The following is a 24,360-nucleotide window of genomic DNA, read 5'->3' on the forward strand; positions in this document are numbered from 1 at the left end:
GCCGTTGCGGCCGCGTACGAAAGGGAAGTCATGAGCGTTGAGGTGTACTACGACGACGACGCCGACCTGGGTCTGATCCAGGCGAAGAAGGTCGCCGTGATCGGTTACGGCAGCCAGGGGCACGCGCACGCACTGTCGTTGCGTGATTCCGGCGTCGACGTGGTGATCGGCCTGCCGGAGGGCTCGAAGAGCCGGCCGAAGGCCGAGGAGCAGGGGCTGCGGGTACTCACCCCGGCTGAGGCGGCGGCCGAGGCCGACGTGATCATGATCCTCGCCCCGGACACCGCGCAGCGCCACATCTACGCCGAGTCGATCGCACCGAACCTCAGCGCCGGCAAGGCGCTGTTCTTCGGGCATGGCTTCAACATCCGGTACGGCCTGATCAAGCCGCCGGCCGACGTGGACGTGGCGATGGTCGCCCCCAAGGGCCCGGGTCACCTGGTCCGCCGGCAGTACGTCGACGGCAAGGGCGTGCCCTGCCTGGTCGCCGTGGAGCAGGACGGCAGCGGTAGCGCGTTCGCGCTGGCTCTGTCGTACGCCAAGGGGATCGGTGGCACCCGGGCCGGTGCGATCAAGACCACCTTCACCGAGGAGACCGAGACCGACCTCTTCGGTGAGCAGGCGGTGCTGTGCGGCGGCGCGGCGGCGCTGGTGCAGACCGGCTTCGAGGTGCTCACCGAGGCCGGCTACGCGCCCGAGGTGGCCTACTTCGAGTGCCTGCACGAGCTGAAGCTGATCGTGGACCTGATGTACGAGGGCGGCATCGCCCGGATGCGCTACAGCGTCTCCGACACCGCCGAGTACGGCGACCTCTCCCGTGGGCCCCGGGTCATCGACAGCCGGGTCAAGGAGGAGATGCGCAAGATCCTCGGTGAGATCCAGTCCGGCGAGTTCGCCCGCGAGTGGGTGGCCGAGGACGAGGCCGGGCGGCCGAACTACAACAAGTGGCGCAACGAGGGCGCGGCGCACCCGATCGAGGCGACCGGGAGCAAACTGCGCGGGATGATGAGCTGGGTGGACCGGCCGATCACCGAGACCGCCTGAGCGCTTTCCCCAGCGGCACCCGGACCCGGCGTTCTCCCCGACGCCGGGCCCGGGTGCCGTGTTGTCTTCACTTCGCTAACGATCGTTAACACGCACGTCATGACCGGTTTGTGAGGGCACTCACCTCTCACTCCGAGGCGTAGAGGGCGGCCCGCCCCCTACGATCGCGGGTAGGTGCTCCAGGCGGCACCTGACGGCCATGGCCCGGAGCGCGCCGGGCGCAGCGCAGCGTCCAGCCCCCGGCCGACCGCTATGACGACATCTACGAGGACCAATGACTCCTGTCGTACTGATCGCCGAAGAACTCGCCCCTGCCGCCATCGAGGTATTGGCCCACGACTTCGACGTCCGGCACGTGGACGGTACCGACCGCCCGGCCCTGCTCTCGGCGCTCTCCGAGGCCGACGCCGTCATCGTCCGCAGCGCCACCCAGATCGACGCCGAGGCGATCGCCGCCGCCCCCAGACTGAAGGTCGTCGCCCGGGCCGGTGTCGGTCTGGACAACGTCGAGGTGCCGGCCGCCACCGCGCGCGGCGTCATGGTCGTCAACGCACCCACCTCCAACATCGTCTCCGCCGCCGAGCAGGCGGTCGCGTTGCTGCTCGCGGTGGCCCGTAACACCGCCAGCGCCAGCGCGGCCCTCAAGGCGGGGGAGTGGAAGCGGTCGAAGTACACCGGCGTGGAACTCCAGGGAAAGACCGTCGGTGTGGTCGGCCTCGGCCGCATCGGCGTGCTCTTCGCCTCCCGGATCGCGGCGTTCGGCACCCGGCTCATCGCCTACGACCCGTACATCCAGCCGGCCCGGGCCGCGCAGCTCGGCGTCCGCCTGGTCGGTCTGGAGGAGTTGCTGCGGGAGAGCGACTTCATCTCGATCCACCTGCCGAAGACCCCGGAGACCGTGGGCCTGATCGGTGAGAAGGAACTGGCCATCGTCAAGCCGGGCGTACGGATCATCAACGCCGCCCGGGGCGGGCTGATCGACGAGCAGGCCCTGGCCGACGCGCTCGCCGAGGGCCGGGTCGCCGGTGCCGGGGTGGACGTCTACGCCAAGGAGCCGTGCACCTCGTCGCCGCTGTTCGCCTTCGACAACGTGGTGGCCACCCCGCACCTGGGCGCCTCCACCGCCGAGGCGCAGGACAAGGCCGGGCTCGCCGTAGCCAAGAGCGTCAAGCTGGCCCTCCAGGGCGAGTTCGTGCCGGACGCGGTCAACGTGCAGGCCGGTGGCGTGGTCGCCGAGGACGTCCGTCCGTTGCTGCCGCTGGCCGAGAAGCTCGGCCGCGCCTTCACCGCCGTGGCCGGTGGGGTCGCCTCCAGCGTCACCGTCGAGGTACGCGGTGAGATCGTCGAGCACGACGTCTCGGTGCTCAAGCTCGCCGCCACCAAGGGCCTGTTCAGCTCGGTGGTCGAGGAGCAGGTGACCTACGTCAACGCGCCGCACCTGGCCGCCCAGCGCGGAGTCGAGGTGTCGTTGAGCACCCAGACCGAGACCGCCGATCATCCGGTCCTGGTCACCGTGCGTGGCGCGCTGCCCGACGGTCGTACGGTCAGCGTTTCCGGCACCGTCACCCACGCCGGTAGCCGCGACGTCATCAAGCTGACCGAGGTGGACGGCTTCGACGTGGAGATCAGCGCCGAGGGCATCCTGCTCTTCCTCCGCTATGCCGACCGCCCGGGTGTGGTCGGCATCGTCGGCACCCTGCTCGGGCAGGCCGGCATCAACATCGCGGCGATGCAGGTGGCTCGCCGGGAGGCCGGCGGTGAGACGCTGATGACCCTCACCGTGGACCAGGCGCTCGGTGCCGACCTGCTCACCTCGGCCGCCGACTCGATCGGCGCCACCTCCGCCAGCGCCGCCGACCTGCGCGACGAGTAGTCCACGGCGGACGTTTCAGGCATGCCACGACGGGGCCCGGCCAATGGCCGGGCCCCTCGTCGTTCCCCCGGGCACGCGACGGTTGGGACCACCGTGCCCGCAGGTGTCGCCGGGTCGTCCCCGGTTTGCAGGTCAGCCGGGTAGCCGGACCCCGGGCGGCGGATAGACCGAGCCGTCCTGGGCGTCGAAGAGCATCAGCCGGTGCTCACCGGCCAGTCGCTCGATGTCCAGCAGCACCTGGTCCGGGCAGGTCGGATCCAGGTTCAGCTCGATGTGGTCGGCCGCCTTGTGCAGTGGCGTGACCGCCCATGGAGTGTTCGGGCCGGCCGGCTGTTCGGGGTAGCTGGCAGTGAGCGCCCGGTAGAAGGCGACACACCGTGGGTCCGGTTGACGCTCGTGGTGCCGGCCGTCGCGGCACTGCTGCACCGCCGCTCGTACGTCCTCGGGCGTCGCCCCGTCCGCCAGGGCCCACACGCTCAGATCGAAACTCACGGCGGACAGCGTGCCATCTGCGGTTCGGCTTGTCGAAAACGCCCTGCCGCAGGCAGGCCCCTGAGGTTCCAGGATCGCGCAGATGCTCCCCTCTGGAACCCTTGCCGCGAAACACGCCAATTCGATAGCGTACGAATGCGGTGACCTGCCGAGCACGTGGCGCCGACCCGTCTTCGGGTGGCGAGGTTGACGTCCGGCCGAGCGGCCCGCACCCCTCGATTGCGCGAGCCACGCGCACTCGTCGCCGACCGGCCTCCACGGTCGTTGCCGCGACCGTGGAGGCCGATCGCTGTCTGAAGTCCACTTGAGATCCCGCCGCGGCGGTTCGACTGTCGCTGTGCCCTGGGCCGTGCATCCACCTGGCAACCGTGTGGGTCAGCGGGGTGCGGCGAAGAGCACCCGGTAGTCCGACCCGGGGTGGAACCAGGCCAGCCCGGCCGGTCCGGCGGCGTACAAGGCGGTGGCGTAGGCGTCGGCGACCGCGAGGTCGGGACCGACCACAGTCGCGGCGACCAACTGGGTGGCCGGCTCACCGGTACGCGGATCGACCACGTGTCCCTGTCGTCCGGTCACCCCGGAGGTGCCGACCGCACCGGCCGTCATCTCCAGCAACAGCGGTGCCCGTTGCCGATCGGTGGGGTGGTGCACCGCGACCCGCCACGGGCCACCGTGGGCGGCGTTGCCGCGTACCACCAGGTCGGCGCCGCAGAGCACGGCGTAGTCGTGGATGCCGGCGTCGCGCAACCGGGCCGCGGCCCGCTCGACCGCCCATCCGCCGAGCAAGCCGCTCGGGTCGAAGCCGCCCGGCACCGCCCAGGCGTCGAACCAGCCGTCGGTGGCCGCGCGCATCGCGGCGCACCGGTCCACCAGATCGGCCAGCGGTGGGAACGACTCGGGGCTGATCTCGCCCCGGCGCAGCCGGGACACCAGGCTCGTCGGACGGTTCGGGCCATACGTCAGGTCGATCGCCCGTAGCTCGGCCACGGCGTCCCGCAGCGCCTCGCCGACGCCGCGTCGCCCCAGCCATTCGGGGGCGTTCAACACCAGGGTGTACTCCGCCGTGGAGGTGCGGACGGTGTGTCGGACGGCGATCCGGTCCCCGGAGACCAGGTCGGCGCGGTCCGGCCGCTGTCGTGCCGGACCCAGCCGCAGGTCGGGTCGGCGGAAGCGGAAGGCCGCCGGGTCGACCCAGCGGGTTCGTGGCTGCTCGTCGGTCCACATCGTGTCCGCCCCCTTCTGGGCGCGTGTCGCCCCGTCGCGACGCTCGCCCGGCCACACGGCCCCGTGACGCTTCACGCTAGGCGGCGCAGATGACCGCGCCATGAATGCCGGCTGGGAAGCTGCTGTGCGTCACCTTCTTCCCGAAAAGTGGAACATTCGTACCGGGGGGCGGGACGGCCGCGTACCGTCGAGCCATTCGAGCGAAGGAGCTGACGGACGTGGCACGGATCGCGGTGGTGGCCGGGGACGGGATCGGACCCGAGGTGGTCGGTGAGGCCCGCAAGGTCGTTGACGCGGTGCTGCCCGGCGTCGACGTGACCGAGTACGACCTGGGCGCAGCACGGTATCACCGCACCGGCGAGGTCCTGCCCGACTCGGTGCTCGCCGAGCTGGCCGGGCACGACGCGATCCTGCTCGGCGCGGTCGGCGACCCGACCGTGCCGCCCGGCGTGCTGGAGCGGGGCCTGCTGCTGAAGCTGCGCTTCGCCTTCGACCAGTACGTCAACCTGCGCCCGTCGCGGCTCTGGCCGGGCGTGACCAGTCCGCTCGCGGCGGTCAAGCCGGGCGAGGTGGACCTGGTGGTCGTCCGGGAGGGCACCGAGGGGCTGTACGCCGGTGCCGGCGGCTCGCTGCACCGGGGCACCCCGGCCGAGATCGCCACCGAGGAGAGTCTGAACACCCGGCACGGGGTGGAGCGGGTGATCCGGGACGCCTTCGCCCGCGCCGCCCGACGTGAGCGGCGCAAGGTGACCCTGGTGCACAAGACCAACGTGCTCACCCACGCCGGTTCGCTGTGGGCCCGCACCTTCGAGGCGGTCGCCGCCGAGCACCCCGACGTCGCCACCGAGTACCAGCACGTCGACGCCGCGGCGATGTTCCTGGTCACCCAGCCGCAGCGGTACGACGTGGTGGTCACCGACAACCTCTTCGGTGACATCCTCACCGACATCGCCGCCGCCGTGACCGGCGGCATCGGGCTCGCCGCCAGCGGCTCCATCAACCCCGACGGGACGTACCCGTCGATGTTCGAGCCGGTGCACGGCTCCGCGCCGGACATCGCCGGTCGTGGGGTAGCCGACCCGGTCGCCGCCGTGCTCTCGGCGGCCCTGCTGCTCGACCAGCTCGGGCACGCCGACGCCGCCGCCCGGATCACCGCCGCGGTCAGCGCGGAACTGGCCGCCCGCAGCCCGGAGACGCCCGTACGCACCGCCGAGGTGGGCGACCGGATCGCGGCGCAGGTCGCCGGCTGAACCGTACGCGTCCCACCGGCCGGCGATGCTTCGTCGGCCGGTACGGGTTGCGGCGGTTACACACCGGTTTCGGGCCACCTGTCCACCGGTGGACCTATCCGCTGAACGACCGTTCGGGGTAGGTTTTGGCAACAACATGTTTCCGGCGTGCGGTCGGCGCATGCCGTCGTCCCCCAGGGAGGTCAGCGCGATGAGCGGTGGTGACAAGATCGATTTCGAGGTCCGTCCGAACCCCGCACCGGTATCGGCCACCGACCGTGCCGCGCTGCTGGCGAACCCCGGGTTCGGCCGGGTGTTCACCGACCATATGGTCACCATCCGTTACGCCGAAGGCAAAGGCTGGTACGACGCACGGGTCGAAGCACGCGCGCCGATCCCGATGGATCCGGCCAGCGCGGTGCTGCACTACGCCCAGGAGATCTTCGAGGGCATGAAGGCGTACCGGGCGGCCGACGGCGGCGTGACGATGTTCCGCCCGTACGCCAACGCGGCCCGGTTCAACATCTCCGCCGCTCGGATGGCCATGCCGGCGCTACCGGAGCAGACCTTCGTGGACTCGCTGCACCGGTTGATCGAGATCGACCGGGAGTGGATTCCCGACGGCGACGACGGGGGCAGCCTCTACCTGCGGCCGTTCATGTTCGCCAGCGAGGTCTTCCTCGGCGTCCGCCCGGCCAACGAGTACCTCTTCTCGGTGATCGCCTCGCCCGTCGGGGCGTACTTCTCCGGCGGGGTCAAGCCGGTGACGGTCTGGGTCTCACCCGACTACACCCGGGCCGCGCCCGGCGGCACCGGTGCGGCCAAGTGCGGCGGCAACTACGCCGCCTCGCTGGCCGCCCAGGCCGAGGCCCTGGAACACGGCTGCGACCAGGTGGTCTTCCTCGACGCGGTGGAGCGCCGCTTCGTGGACGAGCTGGGCGGCATGAACGTCTTCTTCGTCTACGACGACGGGTCGATCGTCACTCCGCCGCTGACCGGCACGATCCTGCCCGGCATCACCCGCGAGTCGGTGCTCACCCTGGCCGCGGCGGCCGGGCACCGGGTCGAGGAACGGCCGGTGACCTTCGACGACTGGCGGGCGGACGCCGCCAGCGGCCGGCTGCGCGAGGTCTTCGCCTGCGGCACCGCAGCGGTGATCACCCCGATCGGGCAGGTGCGGTTCCCGGACGGCGAGTTCAGCGTGGCCGGCGGTGAGCCGGGCGCGGTCACCATGGCGCTGCGCCAGCAGTTGGTGGATATCCAGCGGGGCAACGCGGACGACCCGTACGACTGGGTCCACCGCGTCTTCTGAGTTGTAAGGAAGGGCACCTTCTTAACGCCTGGTGTATAGGAAGGGGCCCTTCCTAACGCTGCTTGCGAGCTAGTCGAGCAGGTGGGTACGCAGGGCGGTGAGCTGGCCGTCGGTGACGCCCGCGCCGCGCAGATAGTTGTCGACGGAGCCGTGACCCGCGCGGATCTCGGCGAGGAAGAGCAGCATCGCCTCGCTCGGCGAGGACAGGAACGGGGACGGAAGGTCGGTCGCGTCCGGGAAGGTGGCGGCGACCCAGGTGCTGTACCGCTTCGACGCCTCGGTGCTCAGCGCGTAGTCCGCCGCGATCTCGCCGTCGTCGACCCCGAGCACGGCGAGCGTCAGCCCGCAGACGATTCCGGTGCGGTCCTTGCCGGCGACGCAGTGCACCACCACCGGCGCGTTGGCCTCGTCGGCGATCAGGCCGATCGCCTCGGCCAGCCCGGCGGTGCCGGTGCGGGCCAGGTCGGCGTACCGGTCGGCGAGGTAGCGGGCCAGGTCGTCACCGGGCTGGTAGGGCTGCTCGCCCCACTCCGCGTGCTCAGGGTGGATGTGCCGGTAGGTCAGCCCGTCGAAATCGGGAACCCGACCGTCGCGTTCGACCTCGTGGGGGCGGCGCAGGTCGATGACGGTCCGTACGCCGAGCGCCGCGAACGCGTCCCGGTCGTCGCCGTCGATGCGGTGCAGCGAGTCGGAGCGGAAGAGTCGGCCGGTGCGTACCTGGCGGCCGTCCTGGGTGCGATAGCCACCCACATCCCGGAAGTTGAAGGTGCTGGTGAACGGGTTCCTGCGGTTGACGTCGATGGAGTCCACCCCTGACACGGTAAACGGCCGGTGGGTCGATGCCCACCGGCCGTCATACCGTCGTCTGTCGTCGGTTACCGCAGCCCGTTGCCGGGCGGAGTGGCGGCGTACGTGTCGTTGTAGTAGCCGCCGAGCTTGTCCCGGTAGGCCGGGTCGGTGGCCGTCTCGTCGTACTCCGGTGCGGCCTTGATCTGGTCCTTGGTGCGGTCGACGTAGACCTTCTGCTCCTCGTGGTCGACGTGGTTCACCGTCCCGGCGGGGAGCATGACCTTCTTGCCGAAGATCCACGGGCCGGTGTCCACCACCAGGTAGCTGGCGTTGACCTCGCTGCTGTCGCTGTCGATCTTCCCGATCGAGCCGTCGCTGGCCTCCACCTTGTAACCGGCCAGGTTGGTGCCGGCAACCCCGGCCTCGTCCCGGTAGCTCCAGGGGTCGAAGGCGCCAGCGGGGGTGCCGCCGCCGACGACGCTCTGGTCGACGGCGCGCAGGTCCGCCTCCGGGGTGGCGTTCGTGGTGTTCGGGTCGAGCCTGTCCATGGGATGTCTCCTGCCCCGGCTGTGCTCAGCCGTCTCGGAGGAACGTGTTTCGTTGTCCCGAAATCTCCTACCCCCCAGCGGACGCTCTACACGCGTCACACCAAAACCATCCGGCCCGCTCGCACCAGCGCGTCCCGGGATGTGGATTGTGGCTCCCAGATTGCGTGGCGAGGTGGCAGAGTACCGATCGTGACCAGCACCGCCCGCATTATTGGCAACTAGCGCGCCGGCTTCCCCCCTCGCCGAGCGCGCAGACCTCCCGCATCCGCGGGGGGTCTTTTTGTTGTGCTGGCCGGTGCCTGACGAAGGGATCACCATGACGTTCCAGGTCTACGACACCACGCTGCGCGACGGTGCGCAGCGCGAGGGGCTCACCTACTCGGTGGTCGACAAGCTCGCGGTGGCTCGGCTGCTCGACGAGTTCGGTGTCGGATTCATCGAGGGCGGTTGGCCGGGTGCGGTGCCCAAGGACACCGAGTTCTTCCGCCGGGCGCGTACCGAACTCGACCTCAAGCACGCGGTGCTGGTCGCCTTCGGGTCCACCCGCCGGGCCGGTGCGGTGGCCGCCGACGACCCGCAGGTGCGCGGTCTGCTCGATGCGCAGACCCCGGCGATCGCCCTGGTCGCCAAGGCTGACCTGCGGCACGTCGAACGGGCGTTGCGCACCACCGCCAAGGAGAACCTGGCGATGATCCACGACACGGTGACCCACCTGGTCGCCGAGGGACGCCGGGTCTTTGTCGACGGCGAGCACTTCTTCGACGGTTACCGCCACGACGCGGCGTACACCGCCTCGGTGGTGGAGACCGCGCTCGAGGCCGGTGCCGAGCGGTTCGTGCTCTGCGATACCAACGGTGGAATGCTGCCGTCCTGGGTCACCGCCGCCATCGCCGACCTCACCGACCGGATCGGCGTCGCGCCGGAGCTGCTCGGCATGCACGCCCAGAACGACACCGCCTGCGCGGTGGCCAACACCATCGCCGCCGTGGAGGCTGGTGTCCGCCACGTGCAGGGCACCGCCAACGGGTACGGCGAGCGGCCCGGCAACGCCGACATCTTCGCGGTCGTCGCGAACCTCCAGCTCAAGCTCGGGCTGCCGGTCCTACCGGAGGGCTGCCTGGAGCAGATGGTGCGGGTCTCCCACGCCATCGCCGAGATCGCCAACATCGCACCCGACACCCACCAGGCGTACGCCGGGGCGGCTGCCTTCGCCCACAAGGCGGGGCTCCACGCGAGCGCGATCAAGGTGGATCCGCTGCTCTACAACCACGTGGAGCCCGAGGTGGTCGGCAACGACATGCGGATCCTGGTCACCGAGATGGCCGGCCGGGCCAGCATCGAGCTGAAGAGCCGTGAGCTGGGATTGGACCTGGCCGGCCATCCGGAGACGCTGGCCCGGGTCACCAACCGGGTCAAGGAGTTGGAGGCCGGTGGGTGGTCGTTCGAGGCCGCCGACGCCTCGTTCGAGCTGCTGGTCCGCTCGGAGCTGCCGGACGCCGCGCCGGTGCGGCCGTTCTCCCTGGAGTCGTACCGGGTGCTGGTCGAGCACCGTGAGGACGGCGCGGTCGTCTCCGAGGCGACCGTCAAGATCCGGGTACGCGGGGAACGGGTGATCGCCACGGCCGAGGGAAACGGCCCAGTGAACGCACTGGACGAGGCGCTCCGCACCGGTCTCGCCCGGCACTACCCGGAGCTGCGGGAATTCGAGCTGGCCGACTACAAGGTGCGGATTCTGGAGGGCAGCCACGGCACCGGCGCGGTGACCCGGGTACTGGTCGAGACGGCCGATGGCCGGGGCGATGGCTGGACGACCGTCGGCGTGCACCCCAACGTGGTCGAGGCGAGCTGGCACGCGCTGGTCGACGCGCTCACCTACGGCCTCGACCGAGCCCGGGTGTAGCCGGGCCGCTCACCGCTGGGCGGCCGGTAGCCGCAACTCGGCGAGGACCATGCGGTGGTCGCTGCCGGGCAATGGGTGGACCGTCACGTCCCACACGGCGATGCGGCGGTCCACCAGCACGTGGTCGATCACCACGGGCGGGATGAGGTCGCCGTCGTGCGGCCCCCAGGTGCCGACGAGCCCGGCACCGACCGGTGCGGCGGCGTCGACGTATCCGGTGTCGAGCAGCGGGCGCAGTGGACCGTGATCGAGGGTGGCGTTGAAGTCCCGGCGAGGATGCTCAACGGCCCGTCCGGGGTGGCGGTCGGCTGGGCGGCCAGGTCGGTCCGCCAGAAAGCCCAACTGGTCGATCGCGTACGGGACTGCCGGGTGCGCCGACTCGACGCGTACCGGGTGCCCCGGGCACCGCGACGGTCGCGCGGTCCGACGGACCGGCGCGTAGGCGGGAATAGTTCTCACCCGCTGCTCTAATTGTCTTTTCGTGAATTTGTATCGGCTTCGCTTTCGCGATTGCTGGCGTTGATCCGACAACGCGCCGACGGCTTTATCACTATTGACCCGCAGCATTTTTCGGTGCTACGTTTCAGCTGCTCGGGAGGTTGTGTCTAGCCAAATATCCCCAGCTCAGAGCACATGACAGTCGACGAGGCCGAAACGTCTGTGGGGTGTGCTCCCGGACGGGGTTTGTAGGCGGTGACCGCTCATTGCCGCCCGACTCGGAAAAGGAAAGAACCGCCCCGTGTGCTGCGGGCCGGCCGTATCTCCACGCCTGGACAAGGGAGACCCGTCATGACCAGATTATTCCGACGTAAGACGGCTGCGGTGGTGATCGCGGCGCTGGCGTTGGCACTTGCCGGCGGCGGAATCGCCGTGGCGAAGCCGACCGCCGAGTCCGCCCAGCCCGCAGCCCGCACCAGCGGCCAGCCGGCTGTCACCACGGCCTCGCTGAACAGCGCGAAGGCTGCTCTCGCCAAGGGCGACGAGATGAGCACGCAGGCGGTCGCCGGCTTCTACGCCACGTCGGTCAACGCCAACGGCACCAAGGCCCGTGGCGCTGGCATCGTCATCAAGTACGGCGTCGGCGAGTACGAGGTGCAGTTCGGCACCGATGTCACCAACGGCATCTACGTGGCGACGATCGGTCGACCGGACTCGTGCTGCATCCCGCCGGCGGGTGAGATCTCGGTCGCGCGTCGACTGCTGACCCCGAACGCGGTCTTCATCCAGACCCGCAACTCCGCCGGGGCCCCCGCCGACCTGCCGTTCTACCTGCTCGTGCACCGCTGATCCGTCCACTGTCACCGGCCCCCGCCACTGGTGGGGGCCGGTGTCGTGTGGGATGGGCCCCGAGCGCTCTGAGTGGCCTGTCCGGTAACGCCGTCGGCGCGTGGTCTGGGTCGCCCAGGGCCGGAAATTCCGACGTTTGTCGGCCGGTCGCCTCGGGAAGCAAGCACCGTGACGGACATCTCGGACACCATGGCCAGCCTGCCCAGCCCGGCCGATCCGGACGCGACCGCAGCGCAGTTGGATCAGACGCTCTTCGAGGTCAAACGCGTGATCGTCGGGCAGGATCGGCTCGTCGAACGCCTTCTGGTCGCGTTGCTCGCCGACGGGCACTGCCTGTTGGAGGGCGTACCCGGGGTGGCCAAGACCCTCGCCGCGCAGACCCTCGCGACGGTGGCCGGCGGCAGCTTCTCCCGCATCCAGTTCACCCCGGACCTGGTTCCCTCCGACATCGTCGGCACCCGGATCTACCGCGCCTCGAAGGAGAGCTTCGACGTCGAGCCGGGCCCGGTGATGGCGAACCTGGTGCTGGCCGACGAGATCAACCGTGCACCGGCGAAGGTGCAGTCGGCGTTGTTGGAGGCGATGGCCGAGCGCCAGGTGTCGATCGGCGGGCGCAGCTATCCGGTGCCGGAGCCGTTCCTGGTGCTGGCGACCCAGAACCCGATCGAGTCCGAAGGGGTCTACCAGCTGCCGGAGGCGCAGCGGGACCGCTTCCTCATGCGGATCGTCGTCGACTATCCGGACGGCGCGGACGAGCTGGCCATCCTCTACCGGATGAGCGCCGACCGGCCCCGGGCGCACCAGGTGCTCGACCCGCAACGACTGTGCGAGTTCCAACGCCAGGCCAGCCAGGTCTTCGTCCACCACGCCATCGCCGAGTACGTGGTCCGGCTCATCCTGGCCACCCGAGATCCGGCCCGGTTCGGGTTGCCGGAGCTGGCCGGGGCACTCGCCTACGGTGCCAGTCCGCGCGCCACGCTCGGCCTGGTCTCGGCGGCCCGCGCACAGGCCCTGCTGCGCGGACGGGGCTACGTCCTCCCCGACGACGTCCGGGAACTCGCCGTGGACGTGCTGGCCCACCGGCTGGTGCTCACCTTCGACGCGGTCGCCGACGGGGTGAGCGCCGAATGGGTCGTGCGACGGCTGGTCGAGGCGGTCCCGCCACCACGGGAGGCCGCCACCAGGGCGGAGCAGCTGACCGACCTGGCGGTCGCCTGATGGGCCGCCGGACCTCCGTACCGCCGGTGGCGGCGGATCCGAACCTGACCGACCTCACCCCGGACGAGCGGCTGCGACGGCTGGAACTCACGGTGACCCGGCGTCTCGACGGCCTGCTGCACGGCGAGCGGCGCGGGCTGCTGCCCGGCCCGGGTAGCGAACCGGCGGGCAGCCGCGAGTACCGGCCCGGTGAGGACGAGGTACGCCGGATGGACTGGTCGGTCACCGCCCGTACCGCGGTGCCGCACGTCCGGGAGGTCGACGCCGACCGGGAGCTGACCACCTGGTTGTTGGTCGACGCCAGCCCCAGCATGGAGTACGGCACGGCGGCGGTGGACAAGCGGGAACTGGCGGTGGCGGCGGTCGCCGCCGTCGGCTTCCTCACCGCCGGGCCGGGCAATCGGCTCGGCGCGCAGGTGCTCACCCCGTACGGGCTGCGCCGGATGCCCGCCCGAGGTGGGCGTACCCACTTGTTCGGGCTGCTGCGCGCGTTGCTGGCCTTGCCCCGGTCCGGCGACGACACCGCCTCGGCGGTGGTGCCCGCCGCCGGGCTGGCCGACGCGCTGGCCGAGGTGCGTCGGGTCGCCCATCGGCGGGGTCTGGTGGTGGTGATCTCCGACTTCCTCGACGGTCTGCCCGACGATCCACGGCTCCCGGCCCGCTGGGAGCGCCCGCTGCGGCAACTCTCCGTCCGCCATCAGGTGCTCGCGGTCGAGGTCACCGACCCGCGCGAGTGGGAGCTGCCGGATGTCGGCCTGATCACCCTGGCCGACCCGGAGACCGGCGATCACCGCGAGGTGTGGACCGGTGACCGGCGGCTGCGGGAGCGGTACGCGGCCGCGGCGGCGGCCCAACGCGAGCAGGTCCGGCACGCTCTGCGCCGGGCCGGCGCGACGCATCTGGGGCTGCGCACCGACCGCGACTGGACAGTGGACATCGTGCGGCACGTGCACGCCCAGCGTCGGCTGGCCGCCGCCTCCCCACCACCTCGGGGAGGTGCGGTGTGATCTGGCAGTCACCCGTCCGGCTCTGGCTGTTGCTCGGTGTGGCCGCGCTCGCCGTGGCGTACCTGCTGGCGCAGCGTCGTCGGAGCCGGTACGCGGTCCGATTCACCAACCTGCGCCTGCTTGACCGGGTGGCACCCCGGCGGCCGACCTGGAGACGGCACCTGCCGGCCGGTCTCTTCCTGGCGATGCTGGCTCTCCTGGTGGTCGGTTTCGCCCGTCCCACCGCCGAGGTCCGGGTGCCCCGGGAGCGGGCCACCGTGATGGTGGCGGTCGACGTCTCCACCTCGATGCTCGCCGGTGACGTCGAGCCGGACCGGCTCAGCGCGGCGAAGAGCGCCGCCCGGCGGTTCGCCGACGGACTGCCCGACGAGTTCAACGTGGGGCTGGTCGCGTTCGCCGGCAGCGCGGCGGTGCTGGTGCCACCCAGCACCGACCGGGAGGCGTTGGCCGACGGGATCGAACGGCTCGCCGAGGGGGTGACCGGGGTGCAGGGCACCGCGATCGGCGAGGCGATCAGCACCTCGCTGGGCGCCGTGAAGGCGCTGGACACCAAGGCCGCGACCGAGCCGCCGCCGGCCCGCATCATCCTGCTCTCCGACGGGGCGAACACCTCGGGCATGGATCCGATGGAGGCCGCCGCCGAGGCCGTGGCCCTCGAGGTGCCGGTGCACAGCATCTCCTTCGGTACGCCGAGCGGCTTCGTCGACCGGGGCGGCCGACCGATCCAGGTGCCGGTGGACGGGGAGACGCTGCGGGCCGTGGCCGAGGAGACCGGGGGTGGCTTCCACGAGGCTGGTACGAGCGCCGAACTGCGGGCCGTCTACGACGACATCGGCAGTTCGGTGGGTTGGCGCAAGGTGCGGCAGGACGTCTCGGCCCGGTTCATCGGGCTCGGGTTGGTGTTCGCCATGGGTGCGGCGGCCGGCTCGTTGCGCTGGTTCTCCCGCCTGCCCTGATCCCGGCGGCCCGATCCGCGACAGCGGCCACACCCGGCCGCGCACGTGAGGAGCGTACGTATGGCAGTGCAGACCGGACTGGGCGAGCCGCGTGGGCCCTGGTTCGTCTCGCCCGATCTCGACCCGGACGGGCGGGGCGGATCGGACGCGGCGTCGCAGGCGCGGGAGGGGCCGTTGGACGGTTGGCGACGCCGACTGCTGGCCGGGCTGGCGATGGTGGCGATCTCCGCTGGGTCGGGTGCGGCGGCCGGGAGTTGGGCGGCCGGGCAGGACGGTGTGCCGGGTCCGGCCGCCGCATCCGCGGCCCCGGTGCCGGCCGAGTTGGTGACGGCCGCCGAGAAGACCGTGCCCGGTGTGGTGTCGGTGCTGGTGGGTGGCCGTGCGGGGGGCTCGGCGAGTGGTTCCGGCTTCGCCATCGACGCCGAGCAGCACATCATCACCAACGACCACATCATCGCCAAGGGCCGGGGCGGTCCGGTGACCGTCGAACTGCCCGACGGTCGGCGGTACGCGGCGCAGGTGGTGGGTCGGGAACCGGAGAGCGATCTCGCGGTGCTCAAGGTGCCGTCGTCGGCGGGCCTGACCTCGCTGCCGCTGGCCCAACCTGGCGCCAGCCGGGTCGGTGAACCGGTGCTGGCGGTCGGCTCGCCACTGGGGCTGCCGGGCACGGTGACCGCCGGCATCATCAGCGCGCTGGACCGCCAGGTGCGCCTCGGTGACAACCGGCACCGGGCGGTGCAGACCGACGCGTCGATCAACCCGGGGAACTCGGGCGGGCCCCTGGTCAACGCGCGGGGCGAGGTGGTCGGGGTGAACACCGCGATCGCCACCATCGACGGCAACGGCTCGATCGGGATCGGTTTCGCCATTCCGATCGAGCAGGTGCAGCAGACGGCCGACACGATCATCGGGAAGGGCGGCTGACCACTCTCAGTCACTGTCCGATTACGCAGTGATTGAGGCAACTGTCGGATTCCAGCGTTCGATGATCGGGGAATGGAAATATGACGCTCGGTATGGATACTGGCGTGGGTGGAGCGTCCTCTCATCACGGTCCTCCTGCTGGTGGGCCTCATCATCGGAAGTGGCGTCGGGTCGTCGTACGCACGCGCCCGGCGGGGCTGGAACGACTACCAGACGGCTAAGAAGACCGTGCCCGGAGCGCGCCGGGCCGCCTGGATGCTGATCAAGGTGGTCACCACGAAGGTCGGGATCCTCGCCCTGCTCCTGATCGGCGCGGTCGCGTACGCCGCCGCCGGTGGCAGTGACGAGCCGGCGCCGCAGCCGACGCCGAGCAGCAGCGCCGACGAGCGGCCCCGCTGACCCGCCGATCGCCGGGCGGGACGGGCGCGCACGCGACATTGGCGCGGACGGGCCGCGCGGCTCGCGCTAGCCTCAGGGCGTGGATGACGGGCTGCGGGTGACCGACCGGTGGGTGGTTCCCCCCGCCGAACTGCGGGAGCGGTTCTCCCGGTCGTCCGGGCCGGGTGGGCAGGGGGTCAACACCGCCGACTCGCGGGTCGAGCTGAGCATCGACCTGGCCAATTCACCGAGCATCCCCGAGCCGCTGCGCACCCGGGCCCTGGAGCGGCTCTCCGGGCGGCTGGTCGACGGCGTACTCACGATCGCGGCCAGTGAGCACCGGGCGCAGTTGGCCAACCGGGAAGCGGCCCGGGAGCGGCTGGTGTCGGTGCTGCGCGAGGCGGTCGCACCGCCACCACCGCCACGCCGACCGACCCGCCCGTCGCGGGCCGCCAAAGAGCGTCGGCTGGCCGAGAAGAAGCGTCGCGGGCAGCGCAAGCGCGACCGTCGGGTGGACGGCGAGTAGCCGTCACTCCTCGGCGCGCGCCTCCGGTTCGGCCTGCGCCAACAGCGCCGAGCAGATCTCGATCAGCTGGGCCCGCAACCGACCGGCCCGCTGGGCGAACTCGCGTTGCTGGGCCACGTACTCGGCCTTGCCCTCCGGCGTCTCGATGGCCACCGCCGATTCGCCGTACGACGAGAAGTCGTACGGCGACGCGCGCATGTCCAGCAGCCGGATGTCACCGGCCAGCTCGAAGCAGTCGAGCGCCAGGGCACCGGGCACGGCGGGGCCCAGCTTGGTGGCCCACTTGTGGCAGTCCATGGAGGCGTGCAGGCAGCCCGGCTGGTCGAGGTCCACCTGGCTGGCCCGGGTCGGACGGTGCAGGTTGAGGTCGACCGCGTCCGGGGTGAAGAACCGGTACGCGTCGAAGTGCGTGCACCGGATCTGGTGCGACTCGACCACCGCGTCGGTGCCCTGCTGGCCGAGCCGCAGGGGCAACGGATGGCGGTGCTCCCGCTGGCGGTAGACCATCGCCCACTCGTGCAGGCCGAAACAGCCGGTGAAGGCGGGTCGGGACGCGATGGCGGTCAGCAGCCGGTGGATGTACCGCACCGAGTCACCCCGGTCGGACAGGAACGCCGCGACGTCGAGGCGTACCGCTTTGTCGGCGTCCGTGGTGTACCACCGCCACCGGTGGTGCGGTGCCGGGCCGTCCGGGCCGGCTTCCAGCCGGACCCCGATGCCCGGATGCCACCGGCGCAGGGTCGACGGGCGGGTGCCGTAGTAGTCGTACAGGAAGTCGTCGATGGCGTGTCGTTCCCCGGTGGCCCGGCGGGCCCGGTGCCCCGCGGTCAGCGAGTCGGCCCGCCGTTCGTGGTCGGCCGACAGGGACCGCCAGGTGGCTGCGGGAAGGCTGGTCACGGGGGCCCGCTCGACCCGGCTCGGCCCACCGTCACCAGCGACGACGGCAGGTGTGGCGGAGGCGGGGACGGCGGTCACGGCCCAAGGGTACGACCGCCGTCCGAGCGCCGGTCAGGGCACGTCGACCCGTACGCCGGCCGAGAAGACCCCGCTGCGCAACTCCAGCCGCTGCGGCACCTCCCGCCCGTTGATGGTGAAGACCAACGGCAGCACCAGGCGGCTGCCGGCGGCGACCGGGTCGGCGAACACGTCGCGTCCCTGGTTCGCCCGTCGGGTGGCCGACTCGTCGGTGGTGACCCAGTTCCCGTTGGCCAGGTACGCCCGTTGCAGCTTGCCGTGCCAGCTCTGGTGTTCCCGGGTGAGGTTGCGGACCCCGACGGTCGCCTGGCACTGCCGTGCGCCCCGGCCCGGCTCGCAGCTCATCCGGTAGACGGTGAACTCGAACGCGTCCTCGCGCAGCGGCATCCCCAGCACGCCCTGGACCCCGGTGCCCTTCCACGCTCCGGTGGTCGGCTGGCTGTCCGTGTCGATCGCGGTGACCCGTCGGGTGGCCGACCAGGCGGCGGCGCCCACCGTGCCGGCCAGCACGGTCGCGGCCACCGGCACCACCAACCACACCGGCGGCTTACGTCGCCGGGTCGGCGGTCGCGGGGTGGCCGGGCGGGGATAGATCGTCCCCGGGCCGTCCGAGGCCAGCGCCGCGGCCACCGGCCGTCGACGCCGCCGCCAGGTGATCAGCGCCACCAGACCCAGCACCAGTAGCGCGGTCCCGGCGGCCAGGAGCGCGGGTGCCTGACGACGCCAGCCGGTGGGCTCCTGCGCGTTGAGGGCCGAGTCCCCCGGCGCTGTCCAGGTGGCGCTCGCGCAGTCGTACGGCTGACGACCGTCGCTGGCGAAGGCGCACGCCGGTGCGGTCACCGGCTGCTGCGAGGCGGTGGTGAGCGTGGTACCCAGCGTGGTGGTGCCGCCCGGCGGCAGCCTCAGTCGCCAGGTCACCTCGGTCGACCGCGACCCGTCGGGGCTCACCACCCGGCCGCCGTCGCTGACCGTGCTCGCCGAGACCCCCTGCGGCAACTCCTGGCGGACCGTGGTCTCGACCGAGGTGGAGCCGGTGTTGCGGACCTCGATGCGGTACCTGGGGTCGGGGCTCTGCTCCGGTGCGACCCGTACGCTCACCTTCGGCCTGGCGGCCGGCTTGACCACCCGGGTCGGCGTCGGGACCGCCGGTGGCGCCGACGGCAGGTTGGGGTCGGACGTGGTGGCCGCCGCCGGCTGGAGCTGCCGAGCCGCCGACGAGTCGGCAGCGGTGTCCGCCGGCAGCACCGGCAGGGCGGTCAGCAGCCCGACGCAGTGCACGATCGCCGCGAGGGCCTTGTGGTGTCGTGTCGATGCAGGCATACGAACGAACCTCCGCAGCCGACGCTAGGGGCGGGCGCACGCCGTGCGGGTACGAAGCGGCGAATCCGGCTCCGACCGGCGGCGAGGCGGGTAAGCTGCGGCGATCGCCGCTGTTCGCACTACATTGGCTTGGTGCGTATCGCTCGTTTCGCTCATGCCAAGGGAATGTCGTTCGGTGTCGTCGAAGGGGAGCCGGAGGCGGGCCCGCAGGGGCTCACCATCGCGGAGATCTCCGGTCACCCGTTCGGCCAGATCACGTTCAGCGGGGTCCGCTGGGCGCTGTCCGATGTCCGGCTGCTCTCGCCGATCCTGCCTAGCAAGGTGGTCTGTGTCGGGCGTAACTACGCCGAACACGCCGCCGAGCACGGCGCGGAGGTGCCGAAGGAACCGCTGTTGTTCCTGAAGCCGTCGACCTCGGTCATCGGCCCCCGGGACGCGATCCGGCTGCCGGAGTTCAGCAAGCAGGTCGAGCACGAGGCCGAACTGGCGGTGGTGATCGGCGCGCCCGGCGCCCGCCGGGCGGACCGTGCCGCGGCGGAGCGGGCCATCTTCGGCTACACCTGTGCCAACGATGTGACCGCCCGGGATCTCCAGCGTTCGGACAGCCAGTGGACCCGGGCCAAGGGGTTCGACTCGTTCTGCCCGATCGGCCCGTGGATCACCACCGGGTTGGACGTCACCGATCTGGAGATCCGCTGTGAGGTCGGTCGTGATCCGGAGGAGATGGAGGTGCGGCAGCTCGGCCGGACCGGGGACATGGTCTTCGACGCCCCGGCACTCGTGTCGTACGTCTCACACGTGATGACGCTGCTGCCCGGTGACGTCGTGCTGACCGGCACGCCAGCAGGGGTTAGTCCGCTCACGGACGGGGATACGGTGAGCGTCCGGATCGAGGGGATCGGCGAGCTGACGAACCCGGTCGTGTCGGCGGCCTGAACGCCGTTTGGGCAGCTCAGGCACGTTATGGGGAAGTCGATTTGGCCTGTCGGTGCCGGGAGGGTAGAGTTTGTTCCCGGCGCCGCAAGGGGCCAATGGGGTATGGGGTAATTGGCAGCCCGACTGATTCTGGTTCAGTTAGTCTAGGTTCGAGTCCTGGTACCCCAGCGCAGTCGCGATTCCACGTGAATCGAGGCCGCTGGATTCTGGTGGAGTTCAGCGCCGACGCACCGCAAGGGGCTCGGCCATGAGGTCTGGTAGAGTTCGGCGACACCACCGCAGAGGTGGTGTCGCGATGTGTTCTGGCCCCGTCGTCTAGCGGCCCAGGACGCCGCCCTCTCAAGGCGGTAGCGCCGGTTCGAATCCGGTCGGGGCTACAGGTTGTTGACGGCTCGTTCCGCTGAGGCGGAGCGGGCCGTTTTGCTGTGCGCCCGTTCCGCTGCCCGTTCCGCTGTCCTGGGGAAGCGCGAGCGGTTTCGCCACCCCGATGGTCCGCACGTCGGGTCGGCCCACCCCTGTGCGGGCTGTCCCCAACGCGCCGCTAGACTACTGCCGCACCGCCCGCAGGGGTCGGTGAATCAGGAAAGTACCTGGCCCCGTCGTCTAGCGGCCCAGGACGCCGCCCTCTCAAGGCGGTAGCGCCGGTTCGAATCCGGTCGGGGCTACCAACACGAGTTGATCAAGAAGTTTTGGTCACCCCCGTACGGGATATCTGACGAAAACTTCTTGATCAACTCGGTGGGGTGGGTGGGTCAGAGGCCGGAGAGGCGTTGGCCGGCTCGGACCACCGCCATGGCGTGACGTTCGCCGGGGCGACGACCGAGACGCTCGATCGGGCCCGAGATGCTGATGGCGGCGATGACCCGGCCGGTACGGTCGCGGATCGGCGCTGAGACGCTGGCCACACCCGCCTCGCGTTCGGCGACACTCTGCGCCCAGCCGCGACGTCGCACCTCGGCCAGGGTGCGGCCGGTGAACTTGGACCGGGGCAGCAGCGGCATCACCGCCTCCGGCGGCTCCCAGGCGAGCAGGATCTGCGCCGCCGATCCGGCGGTCATCGGCAGCACCGAGCCGACCGGCACCGTGTCGCGCAGCCCGCTGGCCCGCTCGGCGGCGGCCACGCAGATCCGCTCGTCGGCCCGACGAAGGTAGAGCTGCGCGCTTTCGCCCGTCGCGTCCCGCAACGCGGCCAACAGTGGCTCGGCCGCAGTCAGCAGCACGTCCGGCGCCGCGTTCGCCAGCTCACCCAGGCGCGGGCCCGGACGCCAGCGGCCCTGGGTGTCCCGGACCAGCATCCGGTGAATCTCCAGTGCCTGCGCCAGCCGGTGCGCGGTGGCCCGGGGCAGCTTGGTGCGTTCAACGAGTTCGGCCAGGCTGGCGCCGTCGACACAGGCGGCCAGGATGACCACCGCCTTGTCGAGAACGCCGACACCGCTCATACTGTGTCCCACAAGCCGAAATTTACCTCCCAGAATTTAGGATGTCCAGATGGTGGGAGTCACTCCTGAGCCGAGGACCCTGGCCGAGAAGGTCTGGGACGCACACGTCGTCCGGTCCGCCGATGGTGAGCCCGATCTGCTCTTCATCGACCTGCACCTGCTGCACGAGGTGACCAGCCCGCAGGCGTTCGACGGCCTGCGCATGGCGGGCCGCCGGGTGCGGCGTACCGACCTCACGCTCGCGACCGAGGATCACAACACCCCGACCGGGTACGCGGATCCCAGCTTCCAGCAGCGCCGTGGCGACCTGCTCACCATCGCAGACCCGACCTCGCGTACGCAGATCGAGACGCTGCGCCGCAACTGCGCCGAGTTCGGGGTGAAGCTGCACCCGCTGGGCGACGAGAACCAGGGGATCGTGCACGTCATCGGCCCGCAGCTCGGGCTCACCCAGCCCGGCATGACGATCGTCTGCGGCGACTCGCACACGGCCACGCACGGGGCCTTCGGTGCCCTGGCGTTCGGCATCGGCACCAGTGAGGTCGAGCACGTGCTGGCCACCCAGACGCTGCCGCAGGCCCGGCCGAAGACGATGGCGGTCACCGTCAACGGCCGCCTGGGCCCCGGCGTCACCGCCAAGGACCTGGTGCTCGCCCTGATCGCCAAGGTCGGCACCGGTGGCGGGCGCGGGCACATCGTCGAGTACCGGGGTGAGGCGATCCGAGCGCTGTCCATGGAGGGACGGATGACGATCGCCAACATGTCCATCGAGTGGGGTGCCAAGGCCGGCATGATCGCGCCGGACGAGACCACCTTCGCGTACCTGAAGGGGCGGCCCAACGCCCCCAGCGGCGCCGACTGGGATGCGGCGCTGGAGTACTGGCGGACGCTGCCCACCGACGAGGGCGCGACCTTCGACGCCGAGGTGACGCTGGACGCCGCCCAGGTCACCCCGTTCGTGACCTGGGGCACCAACCCCGGGCAGGGCGCGCCGCTGGCCGCGACCGTGCCGGACCCGGAGGAGTTCGCCACCGAGCCGGAGCGGGCCGCCGCCCGCCGGGCCCTGGCCTACATGGACCTGACCCCCGGTACCGCGCTGCGCGACCTCGCCGTCGACGTGGTCTTCGTCGGTTCGTGCACCAACGGACGGCTGGAGGATCTCCGTGCCGCGGCCGACGTGCTGCGCGGCCACCGGGTGGCCGACGGGGTACGCATGCTGGTGGTGCCCGGCTCGGCTGCGGTGCGCGAGGCCGCCGAGGCGGAGGGGCTGGACAAGGTCTTCACCGACGCCGGGGCCGAATGGCGCTTCGCCGGTTGCTCCATGTGTCTCGGCATGAACCCGGACACGCTCTCCCCGGGGCAGCGCGCCGCCTCGACCTCCAACCGGAACTTCGAGGGCCGCCAGGGCCGGGGCGGGCGTACCCACCTGGTCAGCCCGCCGGTGGCCGCCGCCACCGCCGTCGTCGGCCGGCTGGCCGCTCCCGCCGACCTGTAGAAGGGCTTGCGACAGATGGACAAGTTCACCGTGCACACCGGCACCGCCCTGCCGCTGCGTCGGTCCGACGTGGACACCGATCAGATCATTCCCGCCGTGTACCTCAAGCGGGTGACTCGTACCGGATTCGCCGACGGACTGTTCAGCGCGTGGCGTGAGGACCCGGCATTCGTACTCAATGATCAAGCCTATTCGGGGGCGTCGATTTTGGTCGCCGGTCCCGAGTTCGGCACCGGATCGTCGCGGGAGCACGCCGTCTGGGCGTTGCGCGACTACGGCTTCCGAGTGGTGATCTCGCCGCGCTTCGGTGACATCTTCCGTGGGAACGCACTCAAGGAAGGGTTGCTCCCGGTCGAGCTGGAATTGAAAGCCGTCGAAGAGATCTGGCGTCTGGTCGAGGCGGAACCGACCACCGAGGTGGTCGTCGACCTGACCGCCCGCGAGGTACGGATCGGCACCGCAAACTGGTCGTTCCCGCTCGACGACTTCAGCCGATGGCGGCTGATGGAGGGCTTGGACGACATTGGACTCACCCTCCGACACGAGGACCGGATCAGCGCCTACGAGGCCCGCCGACCGGCCTTCCTGCCCCGGGTCGCGTAGCCCGACCGCCCGATCCAGAGCCGTTTTCGCCCCCGCCGGTGCCACCGGCGGGGGCGAATCCGTTACGACACAAGGGCTTTTTTCCACCGAATGTTTGTGTCCCGCCAGCACAGGGCATACCGTGCGCGCAGAATGGCTCGCGTCGAGTCAGTTGCACAATCAGGAGGAAGTCGTGAACAAGGCCGAGCTCATCGAGGCGCTCGCCGTTCGCCTGGGGGACCGGAAAACGGCGACGGCCGCGCTCGACGCGGTCCTCGCTGAGGTCCAGGCGGCGGTCACCAAGGGCGAGAAAGTGGCGATCACCGGTTTCGGAGCGTTCGAGAAGCGGGTGCGCGGCGCACGAACAGCCCGGAACCCGCGTACGGGGGAGGCAGTGAAGGTCAAGAAGACCTCCGTGCCGACGTTCCGCCCCGGCGCCGGGTTCAAGGAGATGGTGGCCAGCGGCAAGGTGCCGAAGGCCACCGCTGCGGCGAAGAAGACCGTCGGGGCCACCGCCAAGACCACCGGTGCCAAGGCGACCACGGCGAAGAAGACGACCGCGGCGAGAAGCACCGCAGCCAAGAAGACCACGGCGAGCAAGACCGCGCCGGCCAGGAAGACCACCGCGACCAAGGCGACCAAGACGACTGCCAAGGCCGCTCCGGCGAAGAAGGCCGCGACGAAGAAGACCACCGCGGCGAAGAAGACCACCACGGCGAGCAAGGCGACAGCGGCCCGCAAGACCGCGACCGCCAAGAAGGCCCCGGCGAAGAAGGCGCCGGCCAGGAAGGCGACGACCCGGCGCTGAGCCGGTCGTACGACGAGGGCGTCCGCCAGTCGGCGGGCGCCCTCGCCATGTGCCCACCCGACGGGTAACCCCGTCGCGGAACCGTTGACCGGCACCGGGCA

23 protein-coding genes, 3 tRNA genes and 1 pseudogene are annotated in these 24,360 nt (G+C 70.9%); 19 read left to right on the forward strand and 8 right to left on the reverse strand.

The genetic code is table 11. From position 1 onward, the window contains the following. The first annotated feature begins 30 nt into the window (after nucleotides 1-30). Together ilvC and serA are read left to right on the forward strand one after the other, a co-directional pair. Nucleotides 31-1,044: a ketol-acid reductoisomerase gene (gene ilvC / locus ACLQ2S_RS03745; RefSeq protein ID WP_155215827.1), complete on the forward strand. Its 1,014-nt coding sequence runs from the start codon at nucleotides 31-33 to the stop codon at nucleotides 1,042-1,044. Between the two features lie 274 nt (nucleotides 1,045-1,318). Next, nucleotides 1,319-2,917, forward strand: coding sequence for a phosphoglycerate dehydrogenase (gene serA / locus ACLQ2S_RS03750; protein WP_155215825.1), 1,599 nt, complete (start codon nucleotides 1,319-1,321; stop codon nucleotides 2,915-2,917). Between the two features lie 132 nt (nucleotides 2,918-3,049). On the opposite strand, the gene ACLQ2S_RS03755 is transcribed toward serA, so the two are convergent. Both ACLQ2S_RS03755 and ACLQ2S_RS03760 read right to left on the reverse strand, forming a co-directional pair. After that, complete coding sequence (locus ACLQ2S_RS03755) at nucleotides 3,050-3,409, reverse strand: hypothetical protein (RefSeq protein WP_309222891.1); 360 nt, start codon at nucleotides 3,407-3,409, stop codon at nucleotides 3,050-3,052. Nucleotides 3,410-3,784: 375 nt separating this feature from the next. After that, on the reverse strand, nucleotides 3,785-4,630 hold the full coding sequence (locus tag ACLQ2S_RS03760) for an FAD:protein FMN transferase (protein WP_425701124.1): 846 nt from the start codon (nucleotides 4,628-4,630) through the stop codon (nucleotides 3,785-3,787). 218 nt (nucleotides 4,631-4,848) lie between these two features. Between ACLQ2S_RS03760 and ACLQ2S_RS03765 the strand changes: the two genes are divergently transcribed. Both ACLQ2S_RS03765 and ACLQ2S_RS03770 read left to right on the forward strand, forming a co-directional pair. Next, complete coding sequence (locus ACLQ2S_RS03765) at nucleotides 4,849-5,880, forward strand: 3-isopropylmalate dehydrogenase (RefSeq protein ID WP_309222890.1); 1,032 nt, start codon at nucleotides 4,849-4,851, stop codon at nucleotides 5,878-5,880. A gap of 190 nt (nucleotides 5,881-6,070) precedes the next feature. Further along, entirely contained in the window at nucleotides 6,071-7,171 is a 1,101-nt protein-coding gene (locus ACLQ2S_RS03770) for a branched-chain amino acid aminotransferase (protein ID WP_155215820.1), read from the forward strand. Nucleotides 7,172-7,240: 69 nt separating this feature from the next. Here ACLQ2S_RS03770 and ACLQ2S_RS03775 read toward each other — a convergent pair whose 3' ends face one another. Then, complete coding sequence (locus tag ACLQ2S_RS03775; protein ID WP_425701125.1) at nucleotides 7,241-7,990, reverse strand: tyrosine-protein phosphatase; 750 nt, start codon at nucleotides 7,988-7,990, stop codon at nucleotides 7,241-7,243. 56 nt (nucleotides 7,991-8,046) lie between these two features. Continuing rightward, nucleotides 8,047-8,508: a PRC-barrel domain-containing protein gene (locus ACLQ2S_RS03780; protein WP_196222481.1), complete on the reverse strand. Its 462-nt coding sequence runs from the start codon at nucleotides 8,506-8,508 to the stop codon at nucleotides 8,047-8,049. Between the two features lie 316 nt (nucleotides 8,509-8,824). Between ACLQ2S_RS03780 and cimA the strand changes: the two genes are divergently transcribed. Further along, nucleotides 8,825-10,408 (forward strand): citramalate synthase, encoded by a 1,584-nt coding sequence (cimA, locus tag ACLQ2S_RS03785; RefSeq protein WP_155215818.1) that lies wholly within the window; start codon nucleotides 8,825-8,827, stop codon nucleotides 10,406-10,408. Nucleotides 10,409-10,417: 9 nt separating this feature from the next. Here cimA and ACLQ2S_RS03790 read toward each other — a convergent pair. Continuing rightward, nucleotides 10,418-10,823, reverse strand: a pseudogene (locus tag ACLQ2S_RS03790) (endonuclease/exonuclease/phosphatase family protein); the annotation flags it as partial. Nucleotides 10,824-11,197: 374 nt separating this feature from the next. On the opposite strand from ACLQ2S_RS03790, the gene ACLQ2S_RS03795 reads away from it, so the two are divergent. The 7 genes from ACLQ2S_RS03795 to arfB all read left to right on the forward strand — a co-directional run bounded on the left by ACLQ2S_RS03795 (nucleotide 11,198) and on the right by arfB (nucleotide 16,704). Next, nucleotides 11,198-11,695, forward strand: coding sequence for a hypothetical protein (locus tag ACLQ2S_RS03795; RefSeq protein WP_155215816.1), 498 nt, complete (start codon nucleotides 11,198-11,200; stop codon nucleotides 11,693-11,695). 168 nt (nucleotides 11,696-11,863) lie between these two features. Then, complete coding sequence (locus ACLQ2S_RS03800; protein WP_309222888.1) at nucleotides 11,864-12,913, forward strand: AAA family ATPase; 1,050 nt, start codon at nucleotides 11,864-11,866, stop codon at nucleotides 12,911-12,913. Between the two features lie 26 nt (nucleotides 12,914-12,939). Beyond that, nucleotides 12,940-13,920 carry a DUF58 domain-containing protein gene (locus ACLQ2S_RS03805; protein WP_375335313.1) on the forward strand — a complete coding sequence of 327 codons (981 nt, stop codon included), beginning with the start codon at nucleotides 12,940-12,942 and terminating at the stop codon, nucleotides 13,918-13,920. Then, nucleotides 13,917-14,876 carry a VWA domain-containing protein gene (locus tag ACLQ2S_RS03810; RefSeq protein ID WP_309222887.1) on the forward strand — a complete coding sequence of 320 codons (960 nt, stop codon included), beginning with the start codon at nucleotides 13,917-13,919 and terminating at the stop codon, nucleotides 14,874-14,876. Before ACLQ2S_RS03805 ends, ACLQ2S_RS03810 begins: the two co-directional genes overlap by 4 nt. A 60-nt stretch (nucleotides 14,877-14,936) precedes the next feature. Continuing rightward, nucleotides 14,937-15,800 (forward strand): S1C family serine protease, encoded by an 864-nt coding sequence (locus ACLQ2S_RS03815; protein ID WP_425701126.1) that lies wholly within the window; start codon nucleotides 14,937-14,939, stop codon nucleotides 15,798-15,800. A gap of 108 nt (nucleotides 15,801-15,908) precedes the next feature. Next, nucleotides 15,909-16,199, forward strand: a complete 291-nt coding sequence (locus ACLQ2S_RS03820; protein WP_309222886.1) for a hypothetical protein — start codon at nucleotides 15,909-15,911, stop codon at nucleotides 16,197-16,199. Between the two features lie 79 nt (nucleotides 16,200-16,278). Continuing rightward, a complete protein-coding gene (arfB, locus tag ACLQ2S_RS03825) occupies nucleotides 16,279-16,704 on the forward strand; it encodes an alternative ribosome rescue aminoacyl-tRNA hydrolase ArfB (protein WP_309222885.1) in 426 nt (141 codons plus the stop codon). Nucleotides 16,705-16,707: 3 nt separating this feature from the next. Here the strand turns inward: arfB and ACLQ2S_RS03830 are convergent, their stop codons facing one another. Continuing rightward, nucleotides 16,708-17,601, reverse strand: a complete 894-nt coding sequence (locus ACLQ2S_RS03830) for a 3-methyladenine DNA glycosylase (RefSeq protein ID WP_425701275.1) — start codon at nucleotides 17,599-17,601, stop codon at nucleotides 16,708-16,710. A 111-nt stretch (nucleotides 17,602-17,712) separates the two neighbouring features. After that, entirely contained in the window at nucleotides 17,713-18,999 is a 1,287-nt protein-coding gene (locus tag ACLQ2S_RS03835; RefSeq protein ID WP_425701127.1) for a hypothetical protein, read from the reverse strand. 132 nt (nucleotides 19,000-19,131) lie between these two features. Here ACLQ2S_RS03835 and ACLQ2S_RS03840 point away from each other — a divergent pair, with 132 nt between their 5' ends. From ACLQ2S_RS03840 to ACLQ2S_RS03855, 4 genes are all read left to right on the forward strand, one after another. After that, nucleotides 19,132-19,935 carry a fumarylacetoacetate hydrolase family protein gene (locus ACLQ2S_RS03840; RefSeq protein WP_099847201.1) on the forward strand — a complete coding sequence of 268 codons (804 nt, stop codon included), beginning with the start codon at nucleotides 19,132-19,134 and terminating at the stop codon, nucleotides 19,933-19,935. A 96-nt stretch (nucleotides 19,936-20,031) separates the two neighbouring features. Beyond that, nucleotides 20,032-20,103, forward strand: a tRNA-Gln gene (locus ACLQ2S_RS03845). 136 nt (nucleotides 20,104-20,239) lie between these two features. Next, nucleotides 20,240-20,312, forward strand: a tRNA-Glu gene (locus ACLQ2S_RS03850). Nucleotides 20,313-20,527: 215 nt separating this feature from the next. Then, nucleotides 20,528-20,603 (forward strand) — tRNA-Glu (locus ACLQ2S_RS03855). 84 nt (nucleotides 20,604-20,687) lie between these two features. Here the strand turns inward: ACLQ2S_RS03855 and ACLQ2S_RS03860 are convergent. Next, nucleotides 20,688-21,374: an IclR family transcriptional regulator gene (locus ACLQ2S_RS03860; protein WP_013284529.1), complete on the reverse strand. Its 687-nt coding sequence runs from the start codon at nucleotides 21,372-21,374 to the stop codon at nucleotides 20,688-20,690. A gap of 49 nt (nucleotides 21,375-21,423) precedes the next feature. On the opposite strand from ACLQ2S_RS03860, the gene leuC reads away from it, so the two are divergent. The 3 genes from leuC to ACLQ2S_RS03875 all read left to right on the forward strand — a co-directional run bounded on the left by leuC (nucleotide 21,424) and on the right by ACLQ2S_RS03875 (nucleotide 24,259). After that, nucleotides 21,424-22,869 (forward strand): 3-isopropylmalate dehydratase large subunit, encoded by a 1,446-nt coding sequence (leuC, locus tag ACLQ2S_RS03865; RefSeq protein WP_155215804.1) that lies wholly within the window; start codon nucleotides 21,424-21,426, stop codon nucleotides 22,867-22,869. Between the two features lie 15 nt (nucleotides 22,870-22,884). After that, nucleotides 22,885-23,472 carry a 3-isopropylmalate dehydratase small subunit gene (leuD, locus tag ACLQ2S_RS03870; protein WP_155215802.1) on the forward strand — a complete coding sequence of 196 codons (588 nt, stop codon included), beginning with the start codon at nucleotides 22,885-22,887 and terminating at the stop codon, nucleotides 23,470-23,472. Nucleotides 23,473-23,644: 172 nt separating this feature from the next. After that, nucleotides 23,645-24,259: an HU family DNA-binding protein gene (locus ACLQ2S_RS03875; protein WP_309222928.1), complete on the forward strand. Its 615-nt coding sequence runs from the start codon at nucleotides 23,645-23,647 to the stop codon at nucleotides 24,257-24,259. The last annotated feature ends 101 nt before the right edge of the window (nucleotides 24,260-24,360 follow it).

The sequence above is a fragment of the Micromonospora sp. DT48 genome, from assembly GCF_049844495.1.
In the GTDB taxonomy this organism is placed as follows: Bacteria; Actinomycetota; Actinomycetes; order Mycobacteriales; family Micromonosporaceae; genus Micromonospora.

What these genes read in the sequence shown, in the direction of transcription:
- ACLQ2S_RS03780 (WP_196222481.1), bottom strand. Translation starts at nt 8,508, where the DNA reads ATGGACAGGCTCGACCCGAACACCACGAACGCCACCCCGGAGGCGGAC.
- serA (WP_155215825.1), top strand. Translation starts at nt 1,319, where the DNA reads ATGACTCCTGTCGTACTGATCGCCGAAGAACTCGCCCCTGCCGCCATC.
- ACLQ2S_RS03835 (WP_425701127.1), bottom strand. Translation starts at nt 18,999, where the DNA reads ATGCCTGCATCGACACGACACCACAAGGCCCTCGCGGCGATCGTGCAC.
- leuC (WP_155215804.1), top strand. Translation starts at nt 21,424, where the DNA reads ATGGTGGGAGTCACTCCTGAGCCGAGGACCCTGGCCGAGAAGGTCTGG.
- ACLQ2S_RS03770 (WP_155215820.1), top strand. Translation starts at nt 6,071, where the DNA reads ATGAGCGGTGGTGACAAGATCGATTTCGAGGTCCGTCCGAACCCCGCA.
- ACLQ2S_RS03795 (WP_155215816.1), top strand. Translation starts at nt 11,198, where the DNA reads ATGACCAGATTATTCCGACGTAAGACGGCTGCGGTGGTGATCGCGGCG.
- ACLQ2S_RS03760 (WP_425701124.1), bottom strand. Translation starts at nt 4,630, where the DNA reads ATGTGGACCGACGAGCAGCCACGAACCCGCTGGGTCGACCCGGCGGCC.
- cimA (WP_155215818.1), top strand. Translation starts at nt 8,825, where the DNA reads ATGACGTTCCAGGTCTACGACACCACGCTGCGCGACGGTGCGCAGCGC.
- leuD (WP_155215802.1), top strand. Translation starts at nt 22,885, where the DNA reads ATGGACAAGTTCACCGTGCACACCGGCACCGCCCTGCCGCTGCGTCGG.
- ilvC (WP_155215827.1), top strand. Translation starts at nt 31, where the DNA reads ATGAGCGTTGAGGTGTACTACGACGACGACGCCGACCTGGGTCTGATC.
- ACLQ2S_RS03815 (WP_425701126.1), top strand. Translation starts at nt 14,937, where the DNA reads ATGGCAGTGCAGACCGGACTGGGCGAGCCGCGTGGGCCCTGGTTCGTC.
- ACLQ2S_RS03860 (WP_013284529.1), bottom strand. Translation starts at nt 21,374, where the DNA reads ATGAGCGGTGTCGGCGTTCTCGACAAGGCGGTGGTCATCCTGGCCGCC.